A 16,162-nucleotide genomic window follows, 5' to 3' on the forward strand; every position below is an offset into this window, starting at 1 on the left:
GGAGGGAGGTACTGCCAGACCCCTGACAGGCAGGGCCCTCGCTAGGTCCGGTATGAACGGGTTGTATTGAACGTGAACCCCAGTCCTGCCCCTACCCATAGACCGGAGCCAGCGTGTCCGCCGTCGTAACCCCGATTTCCGCACGCGAGCAGGCAGTCGGCCGCCCCCTCGCGATTGTGCTTGGTTTGCTGACCATCTTCGGTCCCATTTCCATGGACCTCTACCTGCCGGTCCTCCCGGCGCTCACCGCCGAGCTTCAAAGCACGACGTCGGTGGCCCAGTTGACCATCACCGCGTGTCTGTTGGGCCTCGCCATCGGTCAATTGGTGGCCGGGCCCCTCTCCGACCGGCTGGGTCGGCGGATGCCGCTGCTGATCGGCGTCGTTGCCTACACAGTCACCTCGATTCTCTGTGCGCTGAGCCCGACCGTCGAGACGCTCATCATCGCGAGGTTCGTTCAGGGTCTGGCCGGAGCCGTGGGCATTGTCATTTCGCAAGCCGCCGGACGGGACGTCTACTCGGGTGCCAAGCTGATCCGCTACTACGGCCGCCTCACGGTTCTCGGCGGACTGGCCGCCATCATTGGTCCGGTCATTGGCGGGCAATTGGCCACCGTGACCGACTGGCGCGGAGTGTTCCTGTTCCTCGCCGCCGTCGGGGTCGCGGTCCTGGTGGCGTCATTGGTGGTCTTCAAGGAGACCCTGCCCGCGAAACGGCGGGTGACCGGAGGCCTCTCCCATACCATCCAGGATTTCCGCCGGCTACTTGCCGACCCGGTGTTCGTCGGCGCCGTGCTGATCACCGGGTTCACGTACTCGGCGGTCTTCGCCTATTTGAGCGGGGCAACATACATACTCCAGGGCACGTATGGGCTCTCCCCGCAGGGTTACTCGTTTGCATTCGGCCTGAATTCACTGGGCTTTATGGTTTTCGGGTTTATAGCCGGCCGGCTCGCCGAACGGGGGTCCGAACGTGGGACACTCACCGTGGGCCTGATCATGACTGCGGTTCGCGCCCTGGGGCTGCTGGCGACGGCGCTCCTGCACCTGCCGCTGATTGCAATTATTTTGTCCGTTTTCACCATGGTCAGCGGGGTTGCTGTGACCAGCCCGCCGGCCACCTCGCTGGCACTTAAGGATTATCCCGACATTGCCGGGACGGCCTCCTCATTGCTGGGGCTGGCCCGGTACGCCTTCGGAGGGATCGCCGCTCCCTTGGTGGGCATCGGCGGCGCCACCGACGCCGTTCCGTTCGGGACAGTTGCAGCCGTTTCCGCGGCAGCGGCCGTCCTTTGCCTCAGGCTGGTCAAAAGGGGCGGCGCAGCCCAAGTGTTATCGGCCGGAGGTAACTCACCCCGCCCGCTCCACCGCCGCCAGGATCGCCTGCCCCAGCTCCACGGGTTTGGTGAACTGGGGCCAGTGCCCGGTGGGAAGGTCCACGTACTCGACGTCGCGGATGCGAGCCAATTCCTCGGTGAAGGGGTGGCTGGCGTCGATCCATTCCGTCAGGAGCGATGACGGGAATTCGCACGCGATCACCGTGGCGGGGACGTTGTAACGGCGGATGTCATGCAGGCGCTGCCGGCCGTAGGCCACACCCTTGGGCTGCGGAATGGCTCGGGCCCGGAAAGACGCGCGGAGCTCGCCGGTGAGGTCCACCAGGTCGGCGTCCTCGAATCCGTCCCACGGCGGCAGCGGCACGTCGTCGCCGTCAGTGGGCAGCTCGTCATTTATGGCGCCGCCCTCGCCCAGAGGTCCGCTGTCCACGTAGATGTTCCTTGCCACCCGGTCTGGCCGCGCGTCCGCCACCGCGTGGATGATCGCGCCCCCGCCGGAGTGCCCCACGAGGACCACTTGCCCCTCGAGGCCATCAACGAAATTTACGACGGCGGCAATATGGTCCTGGAGGCTGATGCCGGCCCGGGGTGTATCGACAGATTCGAGACCGGGCAGCGTCAGCGGATGAGTTGCGTGCCCGGCCGCCTCCAAGGCAGGCGTCACCTCCTCCCACGATGAGGCGTCCAACCAGAAACCGGGGACCAGGATGATGTCCATGACGGAACCCTACTCCGCGCCCCCGGCACTCGGTAAGGCATTAAGCAAGGCGCCGGGTACAGCCGGCACAGACAAACCGCCGTCGCGCATTGCGGCGACGGCGTCGGTCAGCGGCACGAATTCCGTGTCGTGTGTGACCATCACGGTGGCCACTTTGAACTCGTCCGTGACCCGGCGAAGCAGCCCGACGATGGAGGCGCTGCGCGCGTGGTCCAGCGCGGCCGTCGGCTCGTCCACCAGCAGTACTTTTGGACTGCCCATCAGGGCCCGGGCAATGTTCACCCGCTGCCGCTGCCCGCCCGAGAGCTGATGCGGGCGCTTGTCCGCGGACTCCGCCAAGCCCACAAGGTCCAGCAGCTCAAGAGCGCGCGAACGCGCGGCCTTCAGGGACTTGCCGCGCAGGTGGTGGCCGATCATCAACTGCTCGACGCCGGTCAGGGAGGCCAGGAGGTTGGGCTGCTGGAAGATGATGCCCACCTTCTCCCGGCGCAGCGCGGTCAGTTCCTTGTCCTTCAGTCCCGCCGTGTTGGTCCCGTCAATGACCACGTCCCCACTGGTGGGGCGGACCAAGGTTGCCGCCACGGCCAGGAGGCTGGACTTGCCCGAGCCGGACGGGCCCACCAGCGAAACCATCCGGCCTGCCGCGACCTGGAGGCTGACGCTGTCCAGGGCCTTGACGGTTCCGCCGCCGTCCGGGTATTCGAGGGTGACGTTGGTGAGGGCCAGCGGCGGGCGGGCCAGGAGGGAGCCGGCAGTTGGCGTGGCCAGGAGTGCAGGTGTGACAGACATGGGAAGTACCTTTCGGAGGGTGAAAAAGGAGTTAGTTGCCGCCGAGAGCGATCAGCGGATCGACGGTGGTCACCTTGCGGACTGCCAGCGCGGCGCCTGCCATGCCCAAGGCCACAATTCCCAGCACGGGCAGCAGCGTGGTGGCTGGCGTAACCAGGAACGGCGCCGCCTGGGCTGCGGCGAACCCGCCAAGAATTCCGACCGCCCCGCCCAGGCCAGCACCGGCCAGCAGCACAATGGCGGCCTGGGTCATGGCGTCGCGGAGCACGTAACCTCCGGACGCGCCCATGGCCTTGAGGACCGCGATATCGCGGGTGCGCTGAACCGTCCAGACCGTCAGGAACGCCACGATCACCAGCGCCGAAATCCCATAGAGGAATGCCTGCATCAGCATCAGCGACCCGTTTTCGCTCTTGAAGGAGCCCAGCGCCTGGAACGATCCTGTGCGGGTGGTGCTGACAGTCTGCGCCATCGCATTGGCCGACTCCTGGTCCACCTCGGCGCCGTCTTGGTAGGTGACCGCCACGACGGTCGCCACCGGAGTGCTCCCCGGCGCGCTGCCGGCAACCGGAGCCAGATGCGCCACCTCGGCCCAGGTGGGTAGCGCTGTCCACACCACGCCGGTGTGCGAATACCACTGGTCATCCACGACGGCGGTGATGGTCAATTCAGTGCCACCCACCGTGGCCGTGTCTCCGACGTCGAGCGAGAGATCTGCGGCGACGGTCGCGCCGATCACTACCGATCCTGCCTTGACCGGCGACGGCGCCAACTGCCCGTCCTCGGCAACGCCGAACACCGCCACGTTGGTGGTGCCGCCGTCGCCGCCCTGGAGGCGGGACTGGCTGATACCCAGGGCCTCGGCCCGGGCCACCCCGGCGGTGCCCCTCCAGCTGTCCACCTGCGCTGCCGTCACCTCGCTCTCGGTGAAGGACGCCGTGGGCTGGTTGGCGCCCGGGGCGCCAAAAACGATGCTGTCCACCGGCTTGGCCTCAGCGCCGGAGCCAGGACCAGACCCTGCACCCAGCTTCCCGATGGCGGACGTGGACTGGTCGCCCAGCCCGGCGGTGAGCCCGGACAGCAGCACCAACAGCAGTGTCACCAAGGCCACCACGCCGCCCATCAGGGCAAACCTGCCCTTGGCGAACCGGATATCGCGAATAGCGAGAAACACGTTGTACTTCCTTCAAGTGGGGTGGATTTCCTTCTGATTCCACTCTCCGGCGCATCGGCCCAACCCACATCGGGGACTTGGTTGAGCCGGGCGGGACAAAGGGCTGACGGAGCGGTCAACCTTTTGGTTGATCCGTAGGCCCCCGCCGGCGCATAAGCTGATGAAATGCCTGCCGCGGACCCACAGACCACCACGTCGGGGGCTGCCATCCTGCGGTTCCTGCGGGTGACGCTTCATCTCAGTTTTGCCGTGCTGCTGCTGGTTGCCATCCTGCGGCTCCATTTGGCGGCTGGCGCGGTGGGCGCGGCAGCCGGCCAGCGCCTTGCCTGGTCCCTACTCGCACTTGCCTTGGCGGCCGCGTATCTCGCCGGCACCATCTTGGAAAAGCGCTTCGCCGCCGGCCGTTCCAGCTTCAACCCGCACCCCTACGCCGCCCCTTGGCTGGGCCTTGTCACGGTGCTGTGGGGCGTCCTCCTCGCGGGCAGCGCCGAGTTTTCCTGGGTCGCCTTTCCGCTTTTCTTCCTCCACCTGCACGTCCTCCCGCGACGGATTGCGCTGCTCACCATAGCCGCGATGACGGCCGCCGTTGTTGCCTCGCAGTGGGTGGCCAGCGGACTGCCGTCACCCACCCTCCCCATGGTCCTGGGACCGGGGCTGGGTGCCGTTTTCGCCGTGGTCACCGGGCTCGCATACCGCGCTCTCTACGAGGAGAGCGAGGCGCAGCGGCTGGCCGCGGACGAACTCCGGCGCACCCGGGCCGAGTTGGCCAAAACCCAGCACGACGCCGGTGTCGCAGCTGAACGTGAGCGCCTGGCCCGCGAAATCCACGACACCCTCGCGCAGGGCCTGTCCAGCATCGTCCTGGTGGCGAGGGCGGCGGAGAAGTCCCTGGCCGGCGGCGATCTTGCCGCCGCCGCCGAGCGGTTCGCGCTGGTGCAGCAGACGGCGTCGAAAAACCTCGCGGAGGCCCGCAGCTTTGTCCGCGGCCTCACCTCGCCGCAGCTCCAGGAGTCGTCGCTACCGGAGAGCCTGCAGCGGCTCTGCGCCGAAACCGAAACTATGGCGGCCGCCCGCGGTGACGGACTCCGCTGCCGCTTCGAGCTCGTGGGCAACCCCGCTGAGCTGCCGCCGCAGTACAGCGTCACCCTGCTCCGGGCCGCCCAGGCCAGCCTGTCCAACATCCGGCTTCATGCCAAGGCAAGCACCGCCGTCGTCACCCTCGCGTTCCTCGGGGACGAGGTCACACTGGACGTGTACGACGACGGCACGGGCTTTGTGCCGGAGGCGCCCGGTACCGGCGTGTCCGGCCGGGCGGACGGCAGTGGGTTCGGGCTGCGTTCGCTCGCTGCCCGGGTGGGTGAGCTGAGCGGCTCGGTGGACGTGGAGACGGCACCGGGCGAGGGGACCGTCATCGCCGTCCGGCTGCCGCTCACAGGCGGGGCGATACCCGGACAGCAGTTGCCCGGCCCGGGAGGGGAAAACTGATGGGGGAGCTCCGCATTCTGCTGGTGGATGACCACCCTGTGGTCCGCGCGGGCCTGCGAGCCATGCTGACCGAATTCGAGGACTTCAGCGTGGCTGCCGAGGCCGCCGACGGGGACGCTGCGCTGCGCGAACTCGCACGGCTGCGGACGCTGGGGGAGCGCGTGGACGTGGTGCTGATGGATCTGCAGATGGGCGCCGGGATGGATGGTGTTACCGCCACGGCAGCGATCCGCAAACTGGAATCCCCGCCACCGGTCCTGATCCTGACCACGTACGACACCGAGGCGGACATCCTGGCTGCCGTTGAGGCGGGCGCCAGTGGCTACATGCTCAAGGACGCCCCGCCGGAACAGATCCGCCAGGCGGTGTTGTCAGCGGCGGCCGGCCAGACGGCGCTGGCGCCCAAGGTTGCGGCACTGTTGATGTCTCGGATCAGCAGCCCGGAAACCGCCCTCACAACCCGTGAGGTCCAGCTCCTTGAACTGCTGGCCACCGGCCTGACCAACCGCGCCATCGCCCGGCGGCTCTTCATCTCCGAAGCCACGGTCAAAACACACCTCGTGCACATCTACGGCAAGCTCGGCGTGGACAACCGGACTTCCGCCATCGCCCTGGCCACGCAGCGGCGAATTATCCGCACGCCGGGCCTGTAACGGTTCCATATTCGGCGTGCATTGCTCCGTCGTCAGGGGAACTTTGAGGTGATCCGATCAGCTGGGGCCGCGTCATTAAAACTTCCTCACGAGCATTTATCAGCCGCGGGTGCTGGAGTCCTTTGCGGACTTAACGATCGCACCGTGGCCCTGAAGGAACATTTTTCGGCCGCCACCGTCATCGGTCCAGACCCAGATGATGGAGAAGTCCGCCGTGGCGGCATCCACAACCCCGGTGCCGGTGAGTGTTCCTTCGGCGAAGCTGACCTGCTCACCGACGACAAACCTCGGGTGGCGGATCCGGTTCTTCTTCCTGCGAGAGGATGTGAGGCTGCTAGGAGCCATCATCGGGTGGCTCCAGCGGCGCTGGGAGCGGTCATTTGGTGGTGATTCATAGGCATCCTTCGGTCGCATGTTGGCTCTGCCAGCTCATTACAACCCTGCCCGCTGCTCCCAGGTCACGCTCTGTGGACGTGGTGGGTCCAGCCTAACCGGGAGTAAGTTCGCGGTGCCTTCCGAACCCAATGCGACCAAGCATCATTTCCCTCTAGCTGGCTGACAGCAACGCGACCGTATATTCAATTGGTCGCGGATAACGTTACAGCCGCTCGCCGAACAGCGGCAGGCTTCGGGCGCTGCGGCGTGCAAAGGGCGGCGTGACGCCTCATTGTGTAACAGGGGGTCCGCCCGCCCCCAGCATGCTGGGGCAGGCCGCGGCCCAACTGCTAAAATGGCTGGGTTGTAGACCGGCCTATAGCTAGTCCAGCCAGCGCCGTAACGTAAGTAGGGGACCACACACGAGATGACGGCAGGCGGTTCGCACATCAGCACTACGAAGAAGTTCCCCGGTCCGTCGAAAAAGACAGCCGCCGGCGCGGAGTTCCCGAAGTCGGCTGCGACCGCCGTAGTTCCCCCCACGAAGCCCCGGGTGTACGTCGCCACCGGGCAGGGGTTCCTCGGCGCCCTCATGATGTTTGTTGGTTCGATAGGAACGGGCTGGATCGCCAACGGCTCACCCATGATCCGCCAGCCGGTGGTCATCGCCCTGCGGACCGAGGGCTGGGGCGTGACGCTGTCCACCGTGCTCCTGACCGTGGGGGCCATGCTCCTGATGCGGTCCTGGCTCAGGCTGGGCCAGCGGCTGGGTGACTGGGGCGAACACTCGCTGCGGTCGGTGGTCATAGCCATCTCCGCCTGGTCCCTGCCGCTCCTGCTGGCCGTCCCCATTTTCTCCCGTGATGTCTACGCCTACACCGGCCAGGGCCGCCTGGTCATGGAGGGGCAAAATCCCTACACCGTGGGCATCTCCACACTCAACAACTGGTTCGCCCTTGGCGCGGACCCGGCCTGGGCAGAGAACAGGACCCCCTACGGGCCCTACTTCCTGTGGCTCGCCCGCGGTGTTGTGCAGCTGACAGGGGCCCAGCCCGACGTGTCCGTGCTGCTTTTCCGCCTGATCGCCGGCTTCGGGGTTCTGCTCTGCGTCATCTACGTGCCGAAGCTGGCAGCACTGCACGGTATTAACGGCGCGCGGGCGCTCTGGATCGCGGTGGCCAACCCACTGTTCCTCATCAGCTTCGTGGCCAGCGCCCACAACGATGCGCTGATGGTGGGCCTCGCCGTCGCCGGTGTCTATTTCGCCGCGACGAAGCGCTACTTGGCCGGCATCCTGCTGGTCACCGCCTCCATCGGGATCAAACCGATCACCGTGCTGCTGCTCCCGTTCATCGGGGTGATGTGGGCTGGGCCCGCCGCCTCATGGACGCGGAAGTTCCTCATTTGGGGCGCGACGGCGGGAATTAGTTTCGCCGTGCTGGCCGTCAGTGGGATTCCCTACAACCTCGGGTTGGGCTGGGTGTGGGCCATTATGGACCCGACTCCTGGGTACACCGGGTATTCGCCGTCGGGGTTCCTGGGGCAGCAGGTCGAGTTCCTCGGCAATGTGCTGGGACTGCCGGGCGGCACCATCGCGGACCTTTTGCGGACGGGCATGAAGTGGGCGGCTATAGGCCTGGTGCTGCTGCTGATGTTCCGTGGCGATTACTCGCGGGCGGTGCGCCGGCTGGCCCTGGCGTTCGCTGCCGTCGTGATGCTTTCGCCCATCATCCAGCCCTGGTACATTCTCTGGTTTGTGCCGTTCCTGGCTGCCACCGGCATCCGGAACGACTGGCAGATCCGGTGCCTCTACGTGGGCGTGACGTTCTTTGTGGTGTTCGGCGCGCAAGACCAGCTCTCGGTCTGGTCCTTTGTAGAGCTGGCCGTTGACGCGTCGTCTTTGGCGTTCGTGACGGCGCTGCTGTTCACGTTCTACCTCCTGGTCCTGGACATCCACACGCGAAAGCTGCTGATCGAGGGCAAACCCTCGGACTGGGCCCGGCGTGGATGGGGCTGGGTGCAGGAGCAGAGGCGCAGGGCCCGCTGAGGCGCGCCCTGCTGGTTGCATCCCTTGCTCTATGTCGGCACGCAAGAAGGTAGAAGCTTGTCTGTTACAGCACGAATGTTCAAGTCAACCGTTCTTGACGAAGGGCCTGGGCCTTTTTTCGAACGCGCAGGCAATAGTCTTGAGGAAGTGTCCCTGACGGGCCGAAATCGGGAGACTGGAGAGTGAGCTATGCGGGTATCCGCTGAAGATCGAAAAGAACAGCTGATTTCAGCGACAGTTGAACTTATGCGTCGTGAGGGCGTTCAGTCCGTGACCATCCGGGCCATTGCCAAGGAGGCTAACGCTCCGCTGGCTACAGCACATTATTGCTTCAGCAACAAAGAAGAGCTGATGGAGGCGGCCGCCGAGGCTTGGTTTAAGAACTTGAGCCGCTTCTCAAGCGACGTCCCGGTCCATTTAGGCCTTCGCAAGGCTGTGGAACAAGTAGCCGAAGGCTACTGGCGCGCCCTTGAGGAAGAGCCCGAAAGCATACTTTCGGAGATTGAACTCATTTTGTGGGCAACACGCAATGCCGCCGTAAGCCCGCTGGCCGGGAGGATTTATCCCGCTTATGAAGTGGAGCTCGGAAATATGTTCGCTTCCGCCGCCCAAAACACCGGCGAACAGTGCCTCATGGAATTCGCTACGCTGGTCAGGATCTTTTTGATGATTTACGACGGAGCGGCCATTCAATACATGACCGACCCGAAGGCCGCCGATCATCGCGCCCACTTCTTTATGATGATTGACGCACTTCTCCTCAAAGCCGGCGTCTGAACCGGCGAGGCCTCAGGCGGGCACCTTGGTGTCGGAACGGTCGGCAGGGGACGTGGCGACCGCAGGCAGGGATTTCAGCCCGGCCGCGCAGCCCACAATCCCGGCGATGAAGAGCACTTTCAGGACACTGAAGGGTTCGACGCCGGTGGCCATCGCCCAGCCCACCGTCAGGGCCGCCCCGATTCCCACCCAAACGGCGTAAGCGGTGCCGAGCGGGATGCTGCGGATGGCCAGGCCGAGGCCGATCATGCTGAGGGTGGCCGTGACGGCGAAGACCAAGGTGGGCAGCAGGTGGGTGAATCCATCGGAATTGCCCAGGGCGGTGGCCCAGACGGCTTCCAGTACGGCGGAGGCGAGGAGCATCAGCCAGGCGGCGGAACGCTTGGTCATTACGCCACCACCTTGAGGCCAACCACGCACGCGGCGATGCCGGTGAGCAGCAGGAGGCGGGCCGTCGTCGGGGGTTCAGCCTTGGTGAGGATCGCGTAGGCGGAGGTCAGCACCACGCCCACGCCTACCCATACCGCGTAGGCGGTGCCGGTGGGGATGGACTGCATGGCGAGGGCGAGGCCGGCCATGCTGGCGAGGACGGAGACCAGGAAGAGGAGGGCGGGGGCGAGCCGGCGCCGGCCGGAGGCCTGGAAGGTCCGGTGCAGGGCTGCGGCCCAGACGGCCTCCATCGACCCGGAAAGAATGAGAATCAACCACGACATAACAGATCCTTTGGCCTCGCTTGCAGGAACCGACGGCGGGTGGCCGGGCCGGAAGTCAGTCTCAAGATCAATCTCCCCGTGGGTTGGTGCCGGGGCCTCCCGCAGTGTTCACCGGGGATCAGCACCTACGCCATGGTGGCGAACATGAGGGCCATGATGGCGGCGCCGAGGGCTTCGAGGCTGTGTTTTTTTCGGGGAGAGTGGGCGGTCTTGTTGGGATCCGTGGTTGCCGGTTTCCGGGTGCGCAGAAGGAGGGCGATGAAGATCAGCGCCGCGGTTGCGAAGATGATTGTCAGCGGGGCGGCGAGGCTGGGTAGGTGATCGAGGGTGGCAGTGGCGCGGGGTAGCTGGGGAATTGAGTGGTGGGCGTTGGGCAGTGGCATGGCTTCTGCGGCGCCGGGGGTGATGTGGCTCGTCATCATGGTGATCATGAGGGCGGCGCCGGCCATGCTGACGCTGTGGTAAACGCATTTCAGGCGGCTCAGGCTGCCTGTGCAGAGTATTTTGAATTCGGGCCGGGCGACGGCCTGGATAATGAACCAGAGCGCTGCGCCGGTGAGGACGGCGATCTGGGCGAGCATCGTGGAAGGTGCGAGGTTCCAGAGCATGGCGGCCATCAGGAGGTTCATGAGGGCGTGGAGGCTGTTGTTGATACGTTCGGTGAGTTGGTCGGGCTTGGTGGCCTGCAGGAGGTGGTAGCTTCCACTGAGCAGCAGGACGGCTGTGAGGGTCCAGGTAATTGCGGGGATATTGAACACGCGGATCACACTCTCGCTACAGGGTTTGGGTTAGGTGCAGGCGGTCCCCGGTGCTTTGGTTACAGCACCGGGGACCGCCTGTTTGAGGTTGTTCGTTTTTCCAGCTTTAGCTCAGATGTCTGCTTCTTGGCTTCCCTGAAGCTGGGCCGGGCTTATTTGTCGGTGGTGCAGCATGTTGCGGTGTTTGTTGTTTCGGTTCGGTTTTCGTTGGTGGGGAGGTTGAGGGTGGGGTTTTGGTCGAAGAAGCCGTGGGGTTCGAGCATGAAGCCGATGTTTTGGCGGGGCATGATGGGCCAGTCTTCGAGGCGGACGACGTGGTGCATGCCGAAGGTGTACCAGACTACGAGGTCCTGGTCCACGATGTTCCGGTCTGCTTGGGTCCAGATGTGCAGGCCGTCGTCGGCGCCGGTGGCCTGGTTGGGGAATTCGCCGGCGGCGAAGCGTTCGGTCCGGTCGTAGGCGGTGACCCAGAGGTTGTTCCGGGCGAACTGGGCTCGTTTGCTGACGTAGGACTCATCGCCGGCGGCGAGCTGGATGCCGTCGGTGGGGATGAGGCGGTAGGCGACGGGTTCGTCCACGATGTTGCGGCTGTCGCGGTTGGCGATCTTCCAGAAGCGGTGTTTGGAGGAGTCGGTCTTGCGGATGGCTGCCTGTTCGGTTTCGAGGAGCCGGTCCACGGCTTTGAACGCGGTGTGGGTGGGGTTGTGTTCGGGGATTTCCATGTCCACTTCGTAGACGGCGTTTGTGGGTCCGTCGATTTCGAAGTCCATGCGGACGTTGAACATGTGCTGGTGGATCGGGGCGTAGAGTCCGTCGTTGTTCAGGGTCTGGCCGTAGGGGCTCTTCTCGCCGGGCTTCTGGCCGGCGGTGGAGAGGATGCCGGTGGCCTTGACGAGGAACTCGATGCTGCCGTCGAGGAAGAGGTGCCAGTAGAAGGCGTACTCGTAGTTCGCGACGGTGGCGATGAAGGAGATCACGAGTTTGCGGCTGCGGCGGGTTTCGGTGGTGCCTTCGCGGAAGTCGAAGTGCTTCCAGAGGATCGAGTCGTCTTCCTCGTGCATGCAGATGGCGTTCTCGATGGTCAGCGGGTTGCCGTGGCTGTCGGCGGTGATGCCGTCGAAGTACTTGATCTCGCCCAGGCAGTCACAGCCCAGGGTCAGGGAGTTGGCCATGTTCCCGATGTTGTATTCGCCTGAGTCGAAGGCGTTCTTTTTGGCCTGGACGGGGGCGGTGTCGCCGTAGGGGACGACCATTTCCGAGAGTGAGGCCCTGTTGATCACGGGGCGTTCGACACCCTTGTTGCGGAACTTCAGCTGGTGCAGGACCAGGCCTTCGCGGGGGGTGAACCCGACGCGGAAGGACCAGTCGGCCCACTGGACGTGGTTGCCGGTGACGGTGAAGGACGCGCCTTCGGGCTGGGTGATGGAGATGGGCTTGAGGTCGGTGCGGGCCTCCCCGACGTACTTGGGCAGGTAGTTGCCGCTCGCGGACGGGACCGGGATCGCCTGGTCGTCTTCGACCTTGACGACCTCGCCGGAGTTCAGGTCCACGATGACGACGAAGTTCTCGATCGGGTGCGCGTACGGGCTGTCATCTGCCTCCTCGCGGACGAAGACCAGGGCGCGCATCAGGCGCCGGCCCTGATCGTCTTCGCCGAAGTAGCCCACGGACCAGGGCTCGAAGCAGACCAGGGACATGTCGGTGATGCCGCGCTTGGCCAGGGCGGCCTGGACCTCGGGGTCCTTGCGGCAGCTCTCTTCACCTTCGGCGAATTCGTCGAGCATGAACGGGGGGTGGATGTGCGCGGCCAGCTGCGTCCATTTGGAGACGATGCCCGAGTCCAGATCCACGATCGCTTCGTAGGAGCGTGCCTCGGCCCGGTCGACGAGGACCGCGTCGGCCTCGCGGACCGTTGCCGCGCCGGACCGGAGCAGTTCCTTCTCCGGCTCGCGCAGCTCAATACTGATGAAGCGGAACGATTCGGCCGCGGCCTGGCCATCCTTCAGGATCGCCGCGGCCCGGGAAATCTCCTCGCGGGAGAGCGGATCGAGAGGGTGTGCTACCCCTACCTCGGTGTGGATTTCAGTGGTGAGAGTCATGGTTTTCTCCTTGGTTCTTTCTTGAGGATGAGATCCCTAAGGACTGATAGGCGAGTTGCCCCGTGACATGGGTGGCGTTTTGCGAATACTTGGCAGTCCACTCATATGCTTGAAAGCCGCCTGGAGGATGCCGGGCCTTGCCGGCGGAGCTCAACTCCGAACTCCACTGACGTGATGCCGGTCACGTGTTCCTCTTGCAGCCAAGCTACGTGAAATAAATCATTTAGTCTAGCTTTTTTTATGCATATTCTTTTATTGCCTGTTTATGGCGCGATGCCGGGGTTTAGCGGGCGAGCAGCCAGTCAGATGCAGCTTTGCGGTAGCGGATGATGCCCTTGTATTCGGCCATGTCGTCCGGTAGTTCGGCCAGCACATGGCCCATCTTTTCCCGCCACGCAGGTACCCGGGCAATGTCGGTGAGCGGCAGGAGATGGGTCCGGACCAGGAACAGCAGGGCACCGGAGTGCGGGAGACGGATCAAATGCTGCACTTCCACCCGCAGGTGTAGCTTCTCCGGCATGGCAGGATCGTCGGCTATGGTGGTGCGGTCGGGGCCCCATTCAGGGTACGTTTCCGTGGAGGTATCCATACGCCGGCCTATGGTCATGGTCCAGTTGGTCCGCCGAAATTGTTCCCCGGGCTGCAGGCGCAACAGGAACTGCTCGGCCCGGCTGGTGATGCGTTCTTCCTTCACCCGCGGGACGGGATGGTGGATTTCAAGAAAGTTCATGCCGACGTCGAAACCGAATGACCAGTCGGCGGCGAAGGTCACCAGGCCGGCATCAAGCCACAACGTGTCTTCGCGGATATCAAGAAGAATGATGTCGTCCTGGATCTGTGTGCCGAGGAACCGCAGTGGCCCCTCCGGCAACGAGCTGTCGTCTCCGACGGTGAATTCCACCTCGAGGTCCTGCAGACCGTTACGCCAACGGCAGATGTTCCCTTCCCGGTGGAAAGACATCGTATCCGGGTAGTCTTCGGCCATGGAGGACAGCAGGGTGGTGAGGGCGTCCCACACCGCCGTTCGCATGTGGGGGAGGACATTCACGCGGGAAGGGTCGCGGGTCAGCACCTTGGCGCGCTCGGCCAGTTCATCCAGATAGTGTTCGTCGATGTCCACGAGATGGGCGCCCCAGGCGCCCGCCTCTGTCGGCGCTGTCTTGGTGGCTGGTTCGACGTTTGCGCTGTACCGGTAGGTGTCAGAGGCAAAAGGAAAGGGAAAGCGCCTGATCCGTTCCGGGAGGAGGGCGGCGTCAGGATCGGTTTCGATGATCGTGCTACTCAAAGGTCCAACTCCAATTCTGGGTCGTTGCTACGCGAAACGCAGCACATCATTGTGGTGTTCGCGGCCTTTTCCTGCTCGGATAGGTAAAGATCCCGGTGCTGGGGTGCGCCGCGAAGCACCGGCAGGACGCATTCGCCGCAGATGCCTTTGCGGCACATATTGGGGATGCTTTGCCCTGCTGTTTCAAGGGTCTCCAGCAGCGAAACGCCGGCTGGAACTTCCAAGCGAACGCCGCTGCGTGCCAGATGCACCGTAAAGGGTTCGCCCGCGTCCAGTTCAGCTGCGCCAAAGGCTTCTGAATGGAGCCGGGCGGATGACCAGCCATGGCCTCGGGCCTCTTCCAGGACCGCATCCATGAAGACAACCGGACCGCACACGTACAGGTGGGTTCCGACGGGCTGTGTTATGAGCGCTTCCGCCAGAACGTTTTGGAAACTGCCCCGGTCAGTGCACTCGACCAAAGCGGTCAATCCGGGCCCGAGCAGTTCCCGCGCTTCCGCTACGTGGGCGCCGGCGTCTGGCCGGTGCACGTAGATCATGGTTGCTGTGGAGCCCCGTTCCACCGCGGCCCTGGCATGTGAAAGAACCGGCGTGATCCCGATTCCTGCAGCAACAAGCAGATGATGCGTCGCTGTTGATGCGGGAGCAAAAGCACTCCGGGGGCGCGCAACATAAACACGATCACCGACGCAAAGCCGGTGCATGGCTAAGGAGCCGCCGGCTCCTTCGCCGACCCTCAGGACAGAGATGCTGTATTCGGACGGCGCGTTGCCTGAGCCTGTCAGTGAGTATGCATTGACGCCGTTTCCCCATTGGACCACAAGGTGGCTCCCCGGGACATAGGAGGGCAACCTTCCACCTTCCGGGGCAGCCATCGTGATGCTGACAATCGATTCCGTCTGGCGGCTGACGTTTGTGACCTCCAGCTGGAGGCCTCCTTCCACCGCCGGGTGGACGCGGGGCTGGAGCGCTATGGCGGTCATGCTGCCTCCTCGGCGTGGGCTGAGTAGCCCAGGTATGCGCCTCTTCGTCGGGAAAAATGATCAGCGATGGTCAAGGTGGTGGCGCATCCTTGACACTTCACCTCGGTGCCGGCCGCCTCATCAACGGTGGTGGTAAGGCAATGCGGGCAATAAACAAACCGGGGTCCGGTTTCCTGGGGCAGGAGGGTTACCTCCTCGCCCAGAAGTCCGCAGTCTGCGGCGGCTGCTGCGGCTGCACGGATATCCGTCGGAGGGCCTGCGAGTATCAGACGGACGCCTACACGGGAACCGCTGAACACAGACTTGAGTTCCGAGAGGCTCTCGGCGGTTGCCGATTCGAAATGGAGATCGTACCGGGGCTGGCCATTGGTGTCTGGAAGTGCGGTGTCATCTGAGGATCCGAAAGATACACAGATGACACCGCGGAAACCAGGTTCCAGGCCGTTGCCAGCTGCTGGCGGCATGGACGCGGAACGCATGGTCGGTCCTTAGGGTGCGAAGGTGCGGTCGCCGGCGAAGAACCCCAAGCCGTACTCCGGGGTTTCGAACTTGACGGTGGTGCCCTTGGGGAAGAACAGCACGTCGCGCTCCTTCGCGTGCGTCACTTCGCCCGTGGTCTGGTCCGTGAGGATGAATTCACCCTTGATGACGACCTTCATTTCGTCGTAGGTGTACGTGTACACCAGCGGCTCAGAGGCCTTCAGCTCAAAGAATCCGGCGCACATGACCGACCCCTCGGGGTTGTGGAGGGAATCGCCGATCGCGGCGACCGTCCCCGGCTCATCCATGGACGGGAGGCCGATAAAGCCGTTCTCTACCTTGTGGATCGATCCGGCCTTGGTCAGTGTTCCTACGAGGGTGGTTTCCATGGTGTCTCCTTTGACTAGTGGTGTGTGAAAGTGGGGGTTCGGGGAGAGGTCGTCCTCAGGGATAACCAACTGAGCTCTACTCCGAGCCCATCTGGTGTGAT

At 64.3% G+C, this 16,162-nt stretch carries 16 protein-coding genes and 1 pseudogene; 5 read left to right on the forward strand and 12 right to left on the reverse strand.

All coding sequences use genetic code 11. The features are described 5' to 3' along the window. Positions 1-113 precede the first annotated feature (113 nt). Positions 114-1,322 (forward strand): annotated as a pseudogene (locus ACQCS0_RS01480) (multidrug effflux MFS transporter); the annotation flags it as partial. Positions 1,323-1,349: 27 nt separating this feature from the next. Here the strand turns inward: ACQCS0_RS01480 and ACQCS0_RS01485 are convergent. The 3 genes from ACQCS0_RS01485 to ACQCS0_RS01495 are packed head-to-tail and all read right to left on the reverse strand — an operon-like array spanning position 1,350 to position 4,017. Beyond that, complete coding sequence (locus ACQCS0_RS01485) at positions 1,350-2,054, reverse strand: alpha/beta hydrolase (protein WP_354155957.1); 705 nt, start codon at positions 2,052-2,054, stop codon at positions 1,350-1,352. 9 nt (positions 2,055-2,063) lie between these two features. Next, positions 2,064-2,843, reverse strand: coding sequence for an ABC transporter ATP-binding protein (locus tag ACQCS0_RS01490; RefSeq protein ID WP_354155958.1), 780 nt, complete (start codon positions 2,841-2,843; stop codon positions 2,064-2,066). 31 nt (positions 2,844-2,874) lie between these two features. Then, positions 2,875-4,017: an FtsX-like permease family protein gene (locus tag ACQCS0_RS01495; RefSeq protein WP_354155959.1), complete on the reverse strand. Its 1,143-nt coding sequence runs from the start codon at positions 4,015-4,017 to the stop codon at positions 2,875-2,877. Positions 4,018-4,182: 165 nt separating this feature from the next. On the opposite strand from ACQCS0_RS01495, the gene ACQCS0_RS01500 reads away from it, so the two are divergent. Together ACQCS0_RS01500 and ACQCS0_RS01505 are read left to right on the forward strand one after the other, a co-directional pair. Continuing rightward, positions 4,183-5,502 (forward strand): sensor histidine kinase, encoded by a 1,320-nt coding sequence (locus ACQCS0_RS01500; RefSeq protein WP_354155960.1) that lies wholly within the window; start codon positions 4,183-4,185, stop codon positions 5,500-5,502. Beyond that, entirely contained in the window at positions 5,502-6,155 is a 654-nt protein-coding gene (locus ACQCS0_RS01505; protein WP_354155961.1) for a response regulator transcription factor, read from the forward strand. Before ACQCS0_RS01500 ends, ACQCS0_RS01505 begins: the two co-directional genes overlap by 1 nt. Before the next feature lie 99 nt (positions 6,156-6,254). Here the strand turns inward: ACQCS0_RS01505 and ACQCS0_RS01510 are convergent, their stop codons facing one another. Then, on the reverse strand, positions 6,255-6,503 hold the full coding sequence (locus ACQCS0_RS01510; protein ID WP_354155962.1) for a hypothetical protein: 249 nt from the start codon (positions 6,501-6,503) through the stop codon (positions 6,255-6,257). 454 nt (positions 6,504-6,957) lie between these two features. Here ACQCS0_RS01510 and mptB point away from each other — a divergent pair, with 454 nt between their 5' ends. Together mptB and ACQCS0_RS01520 are read left to right on the forward strand one after the other, a co-directional pair. Continuing rightward, positions 6,958-8,577 carry a polyprenol phosphomannose-dependent alpha 1,6 mannosyltransferase MptB gene (gene mptB / locus ACQCS0_RS01515; protein WP_354155963.1) on the forward strand — a complete coding sequence of 540 codons (1,620 nt, stop codon included), beginning with the start codon at positions 6,958-6,960 and terminating at the stop codon, positions 8,575-8,577. Positions 8,578-8,766: 189 nt separating this feature from the next. Further along, complete coding sequence (locus ACQCS0_RS01520) at positions 8,767-9,354, forward strand: TetR family transcriptional regulator (protein WP_354155964.1); 588 nt, start codon at positions 8,767-8,769, stop codon at positions 9,352-9,354. 12 nt (positions 9,355-9,366) lie between these two features. Here the strand turns inward: ACQCS0_RS01520 and ACQCS0_RS01525 are convergent, their stop codons facing one another. The 8 genes from ACQCS0_RS01525 to ACQCS0_RS01560 form a co-directional block, all read right to left on the reverse strand. Then, positions 9,367-9,744 carry a multidrug efflux SMR transporter gene (locus ACQCS0_RS01525; protein ID WP_354155965.1) on the reverse strand — a complete coding sequence of 126 codons (378 nt, stop codon included), beginning with the start codon at positions 9,742-9,744 and terminating at the stop codon, positions 9,367-9,369. After that, on the reverse strand, positions 9,744-10,067 hold the full coding sequence (locus ACQCS0_RS01530) for an SMR family transporter (protein ID WP_354155966.1): 324 nt from the start codon (positions 10,065-10,067) through the stop codon (positions 9,744-9,746). The genes ACQCS0_RS01525 and ACQCS0_RS01530 overlap by 1 nt, the downstream gene beginning before the upstream one ends. A 125-nt stretch (positions 10,068-10,192) precedes the next feature. Beyond that, complete coding sequence (locus ACQCS0_RS01535; protein ID WP_354155967.1) at positions 10,193-10,825, reverse strand: DUF5134 domain-containing protein; 633 nt, start codon at positions 10,823-10,825, stop codon at positions 10,193-10,195. 152 nt (positions 10,826-10,977) lie between these two features. Beyond that, positions 10,978-12,924 carry a primary-amine oxidase gene (locus ACQCS0_RS01540; RefSeq protein WP_426939030.1) on the reverse strand — a complete coding sequence of 649 codons (1,947 nt, stop codon included), beginning with the start codon at positions 12,922-12,924 and terminating at the stop codon, positions 10,978-10,980. 283 nt (positions 12,925-13,207) lie between these two features. After that, positions 13,208-14,209, reverse strand: coding sequence for a DUF3445 domain-containing protein (locus ACQCS0_RS01545; protein ID WP_354156474.1), 1,002 nt, complete (start codon positions 14,207-14,209; stop codon positions 13,208-13,210). After that, positions 14,206-15,192, reverse strand: a complete 987-nt coding sequence (locus ACQCS0_RS01550) for a PDR/VanB family oxidoreductase (protein ID WP_354156475.1) — start codon at positions 15,190-15,192, stop codon at positions 14,206-14,208. Before ACQCS0_RS01550 ends, ACQCS0_RS01545 begins: the two co-directional genes overlap by 4 nt. Further along, positions 15,189-15,671: a dimethylamine monooxygenase subunit DmmA family protein gene (locus tag ACQCS0_RS01555; protein ID WP_354156476.1), complete on the reverse strand. Its 483-nt coding sequence runs from the start codon at positions 15,669-15,671 to the stop codon at positions 15,189-15,191. The genes ACQCS0_RS01550 and ACQCS0_RS01555 overlap by 4 nt, the downstream gene beginning before the upstream one ends. A gap of 9 nt (positions 15,672-15,680) precedes the next feature. Further along, entirely contained in the window at positions 15,681-16,061 is a 381-nt protein-coding gene (locus tag ACQCS0_RS01560; RefSeq protein WP_185262135.1) for a cupin domain-containing protein, read from the reverse strand. Between the last annotated feature and the right edge of the window lie 101 nt (positions 16,062-16,162).

This window comes from Pseudarthrobacter sp. S6 (assembly GCF_050156575.1).
Taxonomy (GTDB): Bacteria; Actinomycetota; Actinomycetes; order Actinomycetales; family Micrococcaceae; genus Arthrobacter.

Excerpts from the sequence above, each read along its gene's own strand:
- ACQCS0_RS01550 (WP_354156475.1), bottom strand. The coding sequence starts at position 15,192 with ATGACCGCCATAGCGCTCCAGCCCCGCGTCCACCCGGCGGTGGAAGGA.
- ACQCS0_RS01525 (WP_354155965.1), bottom strand. The coding sequence starts at position 9,744 with ATGACCAAGCGTTCCGCCGCCTGGCTGATGCTCCTCGCCTCCGCCGTA.
- ACQCS0_RS01555 (WP_354156476.1), bottom strand. The coding sequence starts at position 15,671 with ATGCGTTCCGCGTCCATGCCGCCAGCAGCTGGCAACGGCCTGGAACCT.
- ACQCS0_RS01490 (WP_354155958.1), bottom strand. The coding sequence starts at position 2,843 with ATGTCTGTCACACCTGCACTCCTGGCCACGCCAACTGCCGGCTCCCTC.
- ACQCS0_RS01510 (WP_354155962.1), bottom strand. The coding sequence starts at position 6,503 with ATGATGGCTCCTAGCAGCCTCACATCCTCTCGCAGGAAGAAGAACCGG.
- ACQCS0_RS01530 (WP_354155966.1), bottom strand. The coding sequence starts at position 10,067 with ATGTCGTGGTTGATTCTCATTCTTTCCGGGTCGATGGAGGCCGTCTGG.
- ACQCS0_RS01540 (WP_426939030.1), bottom strand. The coding sequence starts at position 12,924 with ATGACTCTCACCACTGAAATCCACACCGAGGTAGGGGTAGCACACCCT.
- mptB (WP_354155963.1), top strand. The coding sequence starts at position 6,958 with ATGACGGCAGGCGGTTCGCACATCAGCACTACGAAGAAGTTCCCCGGT.
- ACQCS0_RS01560 (WP_185262135.1), bottom strand. The coding sequence starts at position 16,061 with ATGGAAACCACCCTCGTAGGAACACTGACCAAGGCCGGATCGATCCAC.
- ACQCS0_RS01520 (WP_354155964.1), top strand. The coding sequence starts at position 8,767 with ATGCGGGTATCCGCTGAAGATCGAAAAGAACAGCTGATTTCAGCGACA.
- ACQCS0_RS01485 (WP_354155957.1), bottom strand. The coding sequence starts at position 2,054 with ATGGACATCATCCTGGTCCCCGGTTTCTGGTTGGACGCCTCATCGTGG.
- ACQCS0_RS01500 (WP_354155960.1), top strand. The coding sequence starts at position 4,183 with ATGCCTGCCGCGGACCCACAGACCACCACGTCGGGGGCTGCCATCCTG.
- ACQCS0_RS01505 (WP_354155961.1), top strand. The coding sequence starts at position 5,502 with ATGGGGGAGCTCCGCATTCTGCTGGTGGATGACCACCCTGTGGTCCGC.